Source organism: Arthrobacter sp. zg-Y844, from assembly GCF_024385465.1.
Lineage (GTDB): Bacteria > Actinomycetota > Actinomycetes > Actinomycetales > Micrococcaceae > Arthrobacter_B.
On record NZ_JANFLS010000001.1, the window covers coordinates 583,437 to 596,059 of the forward strand.

Here is a 12,623-nt window from a genome sequence, read left to right on the forward strand (position 1 = left end):
GCGCCATGCCTGCCGCCGCCGGAGCTTCCTCCGAACCTGCTCCCGTTCCCGCTGCCGAGACTGAACCGGAGCAGACCGCTGCCGCCGTCGGCCCTGCGTCCGGCCCGGCATCCGGACCGCGCCGCGGCCGGCCCGGATACGACCAGCAGACAGTTCTGAATGTGGCCGTCGACGTCTTCAACCGGCACGGCTATGAAGCCGCGTCCATGGGAATCCTGGCGGAAAACCTGGGCATCACGAAGTCCGCGATCTACCACCACGTAACGTCCAAGGGCGATCTGCTGCGCCTGGCGCTGGACCACGCGCTGGACGGGCTTGAGGCGGTGCTGGATGATCCTCGGGCTTCGGCCGGTGCGGCGGATGCCCGGCTGGAATTCGTCCTGCGCGGCACCATCGAGGTGCTGACGGAGCGGCTGCCGTTCGTGACGCTGTTGCTGCGCCTGCGCGGCAACACAGAAATCGAACGCAGTGCCCTGGCTCGCCGCCGCGAGTTCGACCACCGGGTGTCCGGGCTCGTGGACGCGGCCCGCAGCGAGGGGTCGGTGCGCAGCGACATTGATCCGCGCACCACCACGCGCCTGCTGTTCGGCACCATCAACTCGATCGTGGAATGGTATCGACCCGGCGGGCCGCTGCCCGCGCAGAAGCTCGCGGACAACATCATCACCATGGTCTTCGACGGGCTGCACACCCGCCGGGCCTGAGCATGTGTCCCCGCAGCCGTCAGGCGGCGGCAGGGACAGGGATGGTGCGGAGCCGCAGGAACGCGGGGGTGAGCATCGGCACCGCGGAGAGCACCAGCCCGACGGCGCCGATCAGGACTCCGGCGCGGACCCCCAGCGATTCGCCGACGACGCCGGCCAGCAGGGCGCCCAGCGGAATCGAGCCGTACATCACCTGGGTATAGGCACCGGCGGAGCGGGTGAGTTCATCCCGCGGAATGAGCTGCTGGCGCATCGTCAGCGAGTAGATATTGGCGTTGCCCTCGCCGATGCCCCGCAGCAGCATGACCGCAGCAATGACAGCAGCCAGGGTCCACCCGGTGACCGGCCAGACCGGCAGCAGCAGCGGCACCGCGCAGGACAGCACCAGCGAAACGGCAAATGCCGGGCCAAGGCCTGCTTTGTCGGCCAGGCGGAGCGCAACCAGGGTGCCGAGAAGCCCGCCGACACCGGCTCCGGCCAGCGCCAGGCCATAGGCGCCAACACCGACGCCCTGCTGCTGCACCGCCCAGAGAATCAGGTTGAGCATCAGGATCTGTTCCGCCGCGTTATAGGTGGCCGCGTGGACGGTCAAGGCGCGCAGATGGCGGTCAGCGAACAGGATCCGCAGTCCGGTGAGGATGGTGGGCCGCTTCTCCTTGGACGGGGCGGGTTTCGAGGATCGGCCGGGCTCGGGGCCGGGGTCGGGGACCACCGCCGTCGAGCCCGCACCGACAGTCCGGGACCGGGGGCGGCTCGAGGCTACTCCCGCAGCGGAAGCCAGGTGCCCAAGCATAGTGGCAATCAAGGCGCCGGGGGCACCCACAGCCGAGACCAGCAGGCCGGCCAGCCCCGGGCCGCTGATCTCCGTGACGGTTCGAGTGGCTTGGACGGCGCGGTTGGCCGGCGCGAGGTCCCGGTCCGCAACGAGCGCGGGCACGAAGGCGAAGGCCGATAACCCGAAGATCAACGCGCAGCAGCCGCTGAGGAAGGTGACGGCGGCCAGCAGGGGGACGCTGAGCCATCCCCCGGCCCAGGCCACGGGAATCTGGGCCAGAAGCACGCATTGGGCAAGATCGGCCGCCACCATGGAGCGCCGCTGGTCCCGTCCCTGCAGGAGATGCCCGGCCACCAGCGAGAGCAGCAGGTACGGCAGGGTGCCGGCCGCAGCGACAAGGCTGACCGCCGCCGGCCCGGCATCGAGGGCGATGGCTGTAACCAGCGGAACCGCGATGCCCGTGACCTGGGCCCCGGCGCTGGCAGCGCCCTGCCCCAGCCAGTAGCGGCGGAAACTGCGGTCGGTGCGCAGCAGCACCCAGCTCGGGTCCTTCATGCCGCGGCCCTCGGCTGTACGGCGGCTGCGGTTGTGACGGGCAATAATGAAGGCATGTGCCGGATAGGGAGACCCGCTGCGACGAAGAATCGAGCCAGGCGGTCGGGACGACGAGCCATCCTCGATCGAGCTGATGCGTGCATAGCTGGGTCCCCTGACGGCCTGTCCTTTTCCGCTGCTCCGGCATACGTTACCGGCAATCAGCTATGAGTGGTAACACTGCGGAACCAAATGTTCCTGCGGACAGCGGATACCCGGAGCCGGGCGGGCGCGCACCGGCCCCTGCTCCCCTGCGGCTCCTCCAGGTGTTCGCCAATACTGCCGACCGGGAAGCCGGGCAGGACGCCCTGGACAACACCGACAGCCTGACGGCGTGGCTGGGCAGCTATGGGCTCGTCGGAGCAGGCACGCAGGCTACTGATGAGGACCTTGCCCTGGCGATCGAACTTCGGGAGGGGCTGCGTTCCCTCTTCCTCACGCACCACGACGGCGGGCACAGCGAGGCTGCGCACGACGACGGCGGGCACCTGCACGGCACACCGGCACCCGACACCGTCGTCGGCCTGGAGCGCCTGGACCGCGCCCTGGAGCAGCTTCCCGTTCGGGTCGTGGCCTCCGGAGGAGAGCCGCGCGTCGAACCGGTCCCCCAGCCCCCGGTGCGCGAGGCACTCGCCCGCATCGGTGCCGTCCTGGTCCATGCCGACCCGGCCCAGCTTCAGCGCCTGAAAGCGTGTCGCCGGGACGTCTGCCGCTGGGTCTTCTTCGATACTTCACGCAACCGGGGCGGAACCTGGTGCGCCATGGAGATCTGCGGCGCCCGCACAAAGATGCAGGCCTACCGCAAACGGAATGCCTAGCCCGAACTCCTGGCCCGCCCCTCCGGAACTTACTTCTCCACCAGGGTCAGCACGTCGTAGGTGGCCACCAGTTCGTCGTTCTGGTTGGTCAGGACGGCGTCCCAGGCCACCTCGCCGTACCCGTCCGTTTCACGCGGCGTGATCTTCTTGGCGGTCAGCGTCACGCGGATGGAGTCCCCCGCCGCCACAGGCGTCAGGAACCGCAGGTTTTCCAGTCCGTAGTTGGCCAGCACCGGCCCCGGCGCGGGATCCACGAACAGGCCAGCACCCCAGGACAGCAGCAGGTAGCCGTGCGCCACGATGCCCGGGAAGAACGGATTCGCCTGCGCGGCTGCAGCGTCCGTGTGGGCGTAGAACGTGTCCCCGGTGGTCTCCGCAAAGGCGGCGATATCCTCGAGGGTCACTTCCCGCAGGTCCGACCGCACGGCGTCGCCCACCCGCAGCTCGCTGAGGTGCCTGCGGAACGGATGGCCGGCGTCGAACCGGCGGTCCGCCCCCGGATGCCAGATACCGGTGAGGGCGGTGAGCATATTCGGTGAGCCCTGCACGGCGGTGCGCTGCATGTAATGCCGCACCGCACGGATGCCGCCCAGCTCCTCGCCGCCGCCGGCACGGCCTGGACCGCCGTGCACCAGGTGTGGCACGGGCGAACCGTGCCCGGTGGAGGAGCGCGCGTCTTCGCGGTTCAGGAACAATACCCGCCCGTGGTGTCCGGCGATGCCGGTAAGCATTTCCCGGGCCACGTCCGGGTCATTGGTGCAGACCGTGGCGACCAGCGATCCTCCGCCGCGGGCGGCCAGCCGGACGGCGTCGGCGGCGTCGGTGTAGCCCACCACCGAGGCCACGGGGCCGAAGGCTTCGATATTGTGCAGGGCATCCGCGTCGCTGTCCGGCCAGGTCAGCAGCAGCGGCTCCATGAAGGCGCCGTCCGGCGAGGTTCCCTCGCTTCCGTCGGCGCGTACGACGTCGGGGGCGTCCAGCGATCCCAGCGCCAGCTGCGCGCCGGCCGCCAGCATCCGCTGCACCGCTTCCCGGACCCCGTCGAGCTGCTCCCGGGAGGCCAGGGCACCCATCGTCACGTGGTCGGCACGCGGATCGCCCAGGACCACGCGCCCGCGGATGCGCTCCCCGGCGGCGGAAACCACGTCATCGACGAGCCCGGCAGGGACGATGGCCCGGCGGATTGCGGTGCATTTCTGGCCGGCCTTGGCCGTGATTTCGGTGACCAGGGAGCGGATGAAGGCGTCAAACTCGGGGGTACCGGGAACGGCGTCCGGGCCCAGGAGTGCCGCGTTCAGCGAATCTGTTTCCGCCGTGAAGCGGACACCGCCGACGGCGATCTGCGGATGGGCACGCAGTCGTTCGGCGGTGGAGGCCGAGCCGGTGAAGGAGACCATGTCCCGGTAGTCGAGGTGGTCCGGCAGGTCCCGCGCGGAACCGGAAATCAGCTGCAGGGATCCGGCGGGAAGAATGCCCGAGTCCACGATCATCCGCACGGCCGCTGCCGTGATGTACCCCGTGGGGCTGGCGGGCTTGACGATGCTCGGCACCCCGGCGAGGAACGCCGGGGCCAGCTTTTCCAGCATGCCCCAGACCGGGAAGTTGAAGGCGTTGATCTGCACGGCGACGCCGGGAATGCGGGTGTAGATGTGCTCACCGAGGAACGACCCGTCCTTGGCGAGCTGTTCCACGGCGCCGTCGACAATCACGGTGGAGTTCGGCAGTTCGCGGCGGCCCTTGGAACCGTAGGCGAACAGGACGCCGATCCCGCCGTCAATGTCCACGAGGGAATCGGTCCGGGTGGCGCCGCTGCGGGCGGACACGGCGTACAGCTCCTCGCGCTGCGCATTGAGGTGCATTGCGAGTTCCTTGAGCAGCAGGGCCCGCTGGTGGAAGGTGGACTTCCCCAGTTCGGCCTGCCCGACGGTTCGGGCATAGTCGACGACGGCGGCGGTGTCCAGACCCTCGCTGCTGACCAGCGCCAGCAGCTCGCCGGTGCTGGCATCGTGCACTTCGGTGCCGCGGACTCCGGCGGGATCCGGTGTCCACCAGGCCCCCCGGACGTAGCTGGGAACGGTTTCGACGTCGATGGCGGTGGCCGTCATTTCGGTGCCTTTCGAAACGGGAAGAAACCGCAGCCGCTCTCCTGCAGGCATCGTTGCCGCGGGATTACTGACCATGCGGTCGGTATATCGACACCCTAGCCGAAAGCCGCCCTTCCCACACCCGTTGGACTTTAAATACTGCCGCGGTGCCGCGACAGCGTACTGCTGGTTGCCGCTGCCCCCTCCCTGCGACAGACTTCTGCCCTCGAACGTTTGCAATACCCCCGCTAAGGAGCACGATGATGAGCCCCAAACCGCTGCTGTTCCGCCGTCTGGCTGTCCTGACCCTGACCACCGCCGCCCTCCTGGCCGGAGGCACTGCCCCGGCCACTGCCGGTGGCACTGCCCCGGCCACTGCCGGTGGCCACGAATCCGATTCCCGCGGCGGGCACGGGCATGGAGGTGGCCACGGCGGAGGGCACGGCGGCGGTCAGGGCTGGGGACGCGACGTCGACTATGTGGCCTTCGGAGATTCCTACGCCTCCGGCTACGGCGGCGGTCCCCTACTGGACGCCTGCGGCCGTACCGCACAGGGCTACCCCGCCTTGCTGGACGCCTTGAACCGGGTGGATCTGGAAGCTGACGCCACCTGCGCCGGCGCAACGGCCCTAAGCACTCCGTCCGACGCGCCGGTGGACCTGCCCCAACAGATCAACAATGCCTCAGCCTACGGCGAGCTCAACGCCCGGACCGACGTCGTGACCCTGACGATCGGCGGCAACGACGTCCGGTTCGGTGCCGTGGTGGCCGCCTGCGCCGGGGCGCAGCTGCCGGTCACCTGCGCCCCGGCCATCGAGCAGGCCACCGCTTACGCCCAAACCGCGCTGGCACCGCAGTTGGCTGCGGCATTTGCCAGTATCGCCGAGGCGGCACCACGGGCCACCCTGGTGGTTACCGGATACCCGCATCTGTTCGAAGCCGGCGCTCCGGGACCGCTCAGTGCCGAGGCACAGGCCCTGTTCAATGGCGGCACCGACGCCCTGAATGCCGTCATCGCCGCGCAGGTTCCCGAAGACGGCGTGTTTGTGGACGTGGTGGACGAGTTTGCCGGGCACGGTGTCGGTTCCGCCGATTCGTGGATCATCTTCGACACTGCAAGCCCGTACAACCTGCACCCCACGGAGACGGGTTACCGGGAGGGCTACACCGCGGCCATCCTCGAGGACGCAGGCAGCGAGTTCGGGGTCGGCTGCCGGCGAGGGCACCATCGGTAGCGCCACCTTCCGTACGGGTCGACCCAGCCACAGAAACCGTTCTCAGGAGGCCGGCAGCGGAACCGCGTGGCCGAACCGGAAGAGGTTCTGCGGATCATAGGCGGCCTTGGCCGCCTGCAGCCGTCCGAAAACCTCCGGATCCCACGCAGGCTGGGCGCCCGCCTCCGTGCGTGCCGGTCCGCTGAGGTTGACCAGCGCACCCGCAGTGTAGGGGCCGACGACGACGTCGAGCAGATCCAGGGCCGCTGCTGTGGCGTCCGCGGCCGGCGGGACGTTGAGTCCCACGGAGTAGAGGTTGAAGCCTGCCTGCCGGCCGGACACCGCATCCTCGAACGGAGGATCCAGAGCCAGGGATCCGCCCATCAACCGGATTTCCGTCATCATCAGCGGAGTATGCGATCCCGGCCCCACCTGGCCCAGCAAACCGGCCGCCAGTTCATCGGGCAGCTCGGCCAGCAGGGTCCCGCGGTCCAGGCCGGGCACCGGTTCGTCCGGATCCATGTGGATGCTGCCTACTGCCCCGTAGTCCATCGGCCCGGCCGTATCCATGAAGGGCGCGGATACATGCCGCATGGGTTCCAGCAGCGTGTCGCCCTCTTCCCGGCTGCCGAACACAGCGAACCGCAGGTGCACCGGCGCGGTACCGCGCAGTTCCTCGGGAAGGAACGGGACATCCGGCAGGTGCAGGAAGGCCAGGGACGCTGAAACATCCGTCGGCAGCTGGGGTGTCCAGGCTCGGAACGCAGCCAGCACCTCCGGACCGGCGTCTTCCGGGTACATGATGCCGCCGCCGTAAAACTCCCGGAACGGGGTCAACCCGAGCGTCATGGACGTGATGACGCCGAAATTGCCCTTGCCGCCGCGCAGCGCCGCAAACAACCCGGCGTCTTCGGCGCTGCCTCCTTCGAGGTGCCTCAGGCTGCCGTCGGAAGTCACAACATCGATCGCCTGCACATGGTCGCTGGCGAATCCCAGCGCCCGGCCCATCAGCGGCAGCCCTCCGCCGGACGCGTAGCCCACCACTCCCACGGTTCCGGAGGAGCCGTGCGGGCCCGTAAGCCCGAGCAGCACTGTCTCCTCCAGCACGGAGCGCCAGCGGACGCCGGCACCCACGGTGACCGTGCCGGCGTCGGGGTCCACCGCCAGGTCCTGCAGCCGGGAGGTGTTGATCAGCAGGCCCTCGTCCATCACGGCGGCAGCACCGTGGCCGGTCGCCTGCATCCCGACAGGAATGCCGCGCTCAGCTGCCCAGCGGACGGCATTCTGTACATCCTCGACGGCGGCTGCCCCGAGCACGGCATCGGGACGCTGGATCACCGAGGGGTTGAAGCCGGCGGTGTCGACGGCGTACCCCGGCTCCCCGGGACTGTTCAGCGGGCCGTGGACTACGTTGCGGAGGGTTTCGAGGTCGGCTGCCTGGATCATCTTTGGCTCCTTGTGGGCGGGTGTCCGCGGCCGCCGGGCCCGCGGACCGGAGATGCCGCCAAAAAATGCTAGGCACCGAAGTGCTTCCCTGCCTAGCCCCGCCGGACAATTTCCGCTAGCTCCCGAGCACCTCCGCCAGGTCGAACTTCACCGGTTCCTCCAACTGCTCATAAGTGCAGGATTCGGGCGTGCGGTCCAGCCGCCAGCGGGAAAACTGGGCCACATGGCGGAACCGCTCCCCCTCCATGTGGTCGTAGCGCACCTCCACCACCCGTTCCGGGCGCAGCGGCACGAAAGAGAAGTCCTTTTTCCCGCTCCATCGGCTGCCCTCGGAGTTGCGCGGGGTGCGTGTCCCCTTCTCCTGTTCCCCCTCGGCCCACGGGTGTCCGTCCTCGACGGCGACCAGCGGCTGGAGTTCCTCGAACAGTTCCCGGCGGCGGTCCATCGGGAAGGAACTTGCCGCCCCCACGTTCACCAGCACGCCGTCGTCGTTGTAGAGCCCCAGCAGCAGGGAGCCGATCAGATCGGGGCCGGACTTGTGCACCCGGTAGCCGGCGAGCACGCAGTCCGCCGTGCGTTCGTGCTTGAGCTTGGCCATCGTGCGCTTGTTCGGCGCGTAGGGGCCGGCCAGGGGTTTGGCCACCACACCGTCCAGGCCGGCACCTTCAAAACGGCCGAACCAGTCCTGCGCCCGGTCGGCGTCGTCGGTGGCGGCGGTGACGGACACCGGTGCCTGCGCCGTTTTCAACGCCTGCACCAGGGCCTCCCGGCGTTCGGAGAAGGGCCGGTTCCGGTAGTCGACGTCGCCCAGGGCCAGCAGGTCGAAGGCCACGAACCGGGCCGGGGTTTCCTCCGCGAGCAGTTTCACCCGGCTGGCGGCGGGATGGATCCGCTGCTGCAGCAGTTCGAAGTCCAGCCGTTTGCCGTCCGGAGCCACCGTGACGATCTCGCCGTCCAGCACGCACCGCTCAGGCAGGTTCGCTTTGAGCGCTTCGACGAGTTCGGGGAAGTACCTGGTCATCGGCTTTTCGTTCCGGGAGCCGATCTCGACGTCGTCGCCGTCCCGGAAAATGATGGACCGGAATCCGTCCCATTTGGGTTCGTACAGGTAGTCCCCGCGGGGCAGGGCGCTGACGGATTTGGCCAGCATCGGCGCAACCGGAGGCATCACTGGAAGGTCCATGTGCCCATTCTTATCCGATTGCGGCCGGTTCCCCCAGCCCTGCGGTGAAGGCCGTGAGCAGGTCGCGGCCCTGCTCCCAGTAGCCCACCCCGCTCTTTTCGTTGATGTGGGCGAGCTCGCCGGCGTTGATAACGGGCAGTTTCCAGGCCGCAGCGATGCTTTGGGCGGACGGCAGCGCACAGTACGGATCGCTCTCGCTGGCAATCAGGAGGCCGGGCACTGGCAGTTCCTGCATCCGCGGATTCCGGAACGTTTCCGCGGCCTGCGGAAACGAGGCGGCAACGGGATCCGGCGGGCTGACCAGGAACACTCCGCGGGCGCCGTCGGGGTTTCGATGCAGCCACTCCACCGCGGCCAGGCAGCCCAGGCTGTGGGCCACGAGGACCGTCTGCCCCTTCTGCGCGCCGGCGGCCCGGTCCAGCGCCTCCATCCAGTCCTGAAGCTCGGGGTCATCCCACGACGACGGCGCGATGCGGGTGACGTCCGGCAGCTCCGCTTCCCAGCGGCTCTGCCACTGCTCCGGCGGTGAGCCCTGATAGCCCGGGACCATGGTGATGTGCATGAGGGCTGTTTCCTTTCGCTGGTTCGGCGCAGGTGACCGGGAATACTGCCGACGCTTCCGGCGCTGGAGCTTCTATGAAGAAAATAGGATTCCTGTCCTTCGGACATTACCGGAATGCCGTGGGGTCGATGACTCCCAGTGCGCAGGACGCAATACTGCAGCAGATTGAGCTGACGGTCGCCGCCGAGGAAATCGGCGTCGACGGCGCGTATATGCGGGTGCACCACTTTGCCCCGCAGTTCTCCGCCCCCTTCCCCATGCTCGCCGCCATGGCCGCGCGGACCAGCAGGATCGAGCTGGGCACGGGAGTGATCGACATGCGCTACATGAATCCGCTGGCGATGGCAGAAGACGCCGCAGTGGCGGACCTGATCAGCGGCGGCAGGCTGCAGCTCGGCATCAGCCGGGGATCCCCCGAGCCCGCCCTGCGCGGTTATGAGTCCTTCGGCTACGTTCCCGGCCCGGATTCCTCCGACGCCGACATGGCCCGGCAGCACACCGAAGTGTTCCGTGCCGCCATTGCCGGCGCCGGAGTGGCGCAGGCCGATCCGGCCATGACCGGCAGCACCGGAGCCATGGCTATTGACCCGCTGTCCCCCGGACTGCCGGAGCGGATCTGGTGGGGGTCCGGGACCCGGGCCACCGCCAAGTGGACCGGTGAGCAGGGCATGAACCTGATGAGCTCCACGCTCCTGACCGAGGACACCGGGGTGCCGTTCGACCAGCTGCAGGCCGAGCAGATTGCGGTGTACCGGAAGGCCTGGGCCGACGCCGGACACGAGGGTGCCCCGCGGGTGTCCGTCAGCCGCAGCATCATTCCGCTGGTGACCGGGCAGGACCGGCACTACTTCGGGCTGCGCGCGCAGGCCGAAGGACGGGACCAGGTGGGCCACCTCGACGGCGGGCTGGCGCGGTTCGGCAAGAGCTACATCGGTGAACCCGATGTTATTGCTGCCGAATTGGCCGCGGACGCTGCCGTGCAGGAAGCCGACACTGTCCTGGTGACCGTGCCCAACCAGCTGGGTGTGGAGTACAACGCGCATCTGCTGGAGAGCATCGTCAAGCTTGTGGCGCCGGGGGCCGGCTGGCGGTAGGTTTCGTCCCTGGACCGGGTCCGCCCCGGTCCTCCGGGTCCGCCCCTCGGGTCCGCCCCCCTGCGGGGCTGGAACGGCGGCAACGAAATTCCCCGCTCGCAGAGCTCGCGGGAAATATTAAAGCCGCCTTCCTCCAGCCCCTCCGGCGGCGGGCGCGTGCTGTCCAGCTCCTCCCAGCTACGGTTGCATCCCCCCAACCCCGGGCCCCCGGTGTGAGTGTGCAGACGTTCGCCCCCGAGGTCCTCGCGCCGACGGAAGGCGAGGTGCGAACGTGGGTGCCGGACGGGCCGGGTTAGGCGGCTTTAATAATCCTTGCGAGCTCTGCGAGCAGGGATTTTCGTTGCCGCCGTTCCGGTCCGCCCGGCGCACACCCACACGACGCACGCCCAACCCAGCGGCACCCTCTGAAACGGCCTCTGTCGAAATGTCAGTGGCCTCCGCTAGAGTAGTTTTCAGCTTCACGAGATGTGGCCTTTGCCCGGTTTGCCGGGCACAAAAGCTCCGACTGGCCCCACACCAACCCCACTGTTCGGCGGGTGGTTCGGATGACGAAGCGGCCTGCGTCATTCGTCGCAGGCAAGGACAACCTGCAAAGGAACCCACTGTGAGCATCTCCAGTGTCAGCAAATCCGGTCTCAGCAACTGCAGCGGCTTCGCCCCGGGGCACAACATCCATTGGATTCACAGCCGCCGTCTCGAGGGCTGGGAACAGTGGTCGGACGTCGAAGTCACGGCCGATCCGCAGCTGGACCTCATCTACCTGGTGTCCGAAGGTACCCAGCACCTGATGTGGTTCCACAATGTTCCGGCCGTCGCCACGGCGCTCGCGGCCGCCGTCGATACCCCGCAGTGGTGCCAGCGCTATTCCACACTGATGGTGCCCGGTGGATTCGACTCGGATGCCCGGAGTTCTTTTTTCTACTTGGCCCGGCCGGAGCGGGTGGTTCCCTGCAACGGCTCCCTGGTTCGGGCCCCGGAAACTGAGCGGATCGAAAAGGCCGACTCCTAGCTGCCGCTCTGCCCCGGAATTCCAACGGGTTCCGGGGCAGAGCAAGCCCTGCGGACGAAACCGGCCGCATTGGAACAGTGCGATGCTATTGCGGTCCGGTTTCCCCTGACGCACCACGAAGCTGGGCAATGCGCAGCCGCAGGAAGACGATCAACAACACCAGTACCCACAGCACCAGAGCCGCCGTCCCGATAACCACGAGCAGATACAGAATTCCAAACGCCGACCCTAGTGCCATGTGTCCCCCACGTTGTTGCCGGCTTGCCTTTGCCGACCGGATGGTGCTGATGCTACCGGAGTGGTCAGTCGGCACGGCTGGCGGCATCAACGGCGCAGCTACTGCTGCAACAGCTCCGGCGGCACGCTGTAGAGGAGGATGACACCCAGCAGGTTTTTCGCCGCGTGCACACCGTAGGAAAGCACGAAATTGTTTCCGGCCCAGACGTAGATGCCTACGAGGGTGGCGCCCATCGCCAGGTAGGGCATCAGCACCGGCAGGGTCAGGGATTCCTTGCCCACAATGTGGATGGAGGCGAATAACAGGACCGACAGGATGCAGCAGCCCCAGAGGTTCCAGTACCGGCTGAGCTTGCCGATCAGCAGGTGGCGGAAAATGTACTCCTCGACAAAGGGCGCCAGCACCACCAGCAGCGGCACCACCAGCCACGGCGAAACGGACCCCACAAATCCCTCTACCGCTTCCTGGTTCACCGCCGTTTCGACCTGCCCGCTCAGCAACGCCCCGATCATAGTGACAATGAGCATCGCGAGGACGCCTGCCGGAATCAGGGACAGGGACAGCACCGGCCGGGTAGCCAGAATCTTCGTTTCCCGCACCACGTAGGGCCGGGCCGCGAGGAAAGCCAGGAGGCCCGCGACCCCGTAAAACGCCAGGTTCAGGACGTAGGCGGCTGCAACCGGATCCGGAACCAGCATCACCAGGACAGGCATAACGAGTCCGGGCGCAAAGCTCAGGACCAGCAGGAACACCACGTAGAAACCTGCTGCCACGGCGTCACGGCGGGTGAAACGGTAGGAAAGCCACGGAATGTGGGCCGCAGGTCGCCCCGGAGGGCCGGTCCGGTATTCGTTCGCTGTCATTACCTCAGGATATGGGCCGTTCCGCCGGGATACAGCCCT

12 protein-coding genes and 1 riboswitch are annotated in these 12,623 nt (G+C 67.9%); of the genes, 5 read left to right on the forward strand and 7 right to left on the reverse strand.

Translation table 11 applies throughout. From position 1 onward, the window contains the following. The first annotated feature begins 5 nt into the window (after positions 1–5). Entirely contained in the window at positions 6–704 is a 699-nt protein-coding gene (locus NNX35_RS02735) for a TetR/AcrR family transcriptional regulator (RefSeq protein WP_255866909.1), read from the forward strand. Positions 705–723: 19 nt separating this feature from the next. Here NNX35_RS02735 and NNX35_RS02740 read toward each other — a convergent pair whose 3' ends face one another. Beyond that, positions 724–2,034: an MFS transporter gene (locus NNX35_RS02740; protein ID WP_255866910.1), complete on the reverse strand. Its 1,311-nt coding sequence runs from the start codon at positions 2,032–2,034 to the stop codon at positions 724–726. Between the two features lie 206 nt (positions 2,035–2,240). Here NNX35_RS02740 and NNX35_RS02745 point away from each other — a divergent pair, with 206 nt between their 5' ends. Beyond that, on the forward strand, positions 2,241–2,891 hold the full coding sequence (locus tag NNX35_RS02745; protein ID WP_255866911.1) for a CGNR zinc finger domain-containing protein: 651 nt from the start codon (positions 2,241–2,243) through the stop codon (positions 2,889–2,891). Between the two features lie 29 nt (positions 2,892–2,920). On the opposite strand, the gene paaZ is transcribed toward NNX35_RS02745, so the two are convergent. Then, positions 2,921–4,996 (reverse strand): phenylacetic acid degradation bifunctional protein PaaZ, encoded by a 2,076-nt coding sequence (gene paaZ / locus NNX35_RS02750; protein ID WP_255866912.1) that lies wholly within the window; start codon positions 4,994–4,996, stop codon positions 2,921–2,923. Positions 4,997–5,238: 242 nt separating this feature from the next. Here paaZ and NNX35_RS02755 point away from each other — a divergent pair, with 242 nt between their 5' ends. Further along, positions 5,239–6,210 carry an SGNH/GDSL hydrolase family protein gene (locus NNX35_RS02755; RefSeq protein WP_255866914.1) on the forward strand — a complete coding sequence of 324 codons (972 nt, stop codon included), beginning with the start codon at positions 5,239–5,241 and terminating at the stop codon, positions 6,208–6,210. Between the two features lie 42 nt (positions 6,211–6,252). Here the strand turns inward: NNX35_RS02755 and NNX35_RS02760 are convergent, their stop codons facing one another. The 3 genes from NNX35_RS02760 to NNX35_RS02770 form a co-directional block, all read right to left on the reverse strand. Beyond that, a complete protein-coding gene (locus NNX35_RS02760; RefSeq protein WP_255862569.1) occupies positions 6,253–7,635 on the reverse strand; it encodes an FAD-binding oxidoreductase in 1,383 nt (460 codons plus the stop codon). Positions 7,636–7,750: 115 nt separating this feature from the next. After that, a complete protein-coding gene (locus NNX35_RS02765; RefSeq protein WP_255866915.1) occupies positions 7,751–8,818 on the reverse strand; it encodes an ATP-dependent DNA ligase in 1,068 nt (355 codons plus the stop codon). 10 nt (positions 8,819–8,828) lie between these two features. Further along, positions 8,829–9,380, reverse strand: a complete 552-nt coding sequence (locus NNX35_RS02770; protein WP_255866916.1) for an alpha/beta hydrolase — start codon at positions 9,378–9,380, stop codon at positions 8,829–8,831. A gap of 74 nt (positions 9,381–9,454) precedes the next feature. On the opposite strand from NNX35_RS02770, the gene NNX35_RS02775 reads away from it, so the two are divergent. Together NNX35_RS02775 and NNX35_RS02780 are read left to right on the forward strand one after the other, a co-directional pair. After that, positions 9,455–10,474, forward strand: coding sequence for an LLM class flavin-dependent oxidoreductase (locus tag NNX35_RS02775; protein ID WP_255866918.1), 1,020 nt, complete (start codon positions 9,455–9,457; stop codon positions 10,472–10,474). Between the two features lie 456 nt (positions 10,475–10,930). Further along, positions 10,931–11,063: riboswitch (SAM riboswitch) on the forward strand. A 15-nt stretch (positions 11,064–11,078) separates the two neighbouring features. Next, entirely contained in the window at positions 11,079–11,483 is a 405-nt protein-coding gene (locus NNX35_RS02780) for a hypothetical protein (RefSeq protein WP_255866919.1), read from the forward strand. An 85-nt stretch (positions 11,484–11,568) separates the two neighbouring features. Here the strand turns inward: NNX35_RS02780 and NNX35_RS02785 are convergent, their stop codons facing one another. Both NNX35_RS02785 and NNX35_RS02790 read right to left on the reverse strand, forming a co-directional pair. Next, positions 11,569–11,721, reverse strand: coding sequence for a hypothetical protein (locus tag NNX35_RS02785; RefSeq protein ID WP_255866920.1), 153 nt, complete (start codon positions 11,719–11,721; stop codon positions 11,569–11,571). Positions 11,722–11,819: 98 nt separating this feature from the next. Continuing rightward, the gene (locus tag NNX35_RS02790) at positions 11,820–12,584 is read right to left on the reverse strand and encodes a CPBP family intramembrane glutamic endopeptidase (RefSeq protein ID WP_255866921.1); all 765 of its coding nucleotides are present in this window, start codon (positions 12,582–12,584) and stop codon (positions 11,820–11,822) included. Positions 12,585–12,623 lie beyond the last annotated feature (39 nt).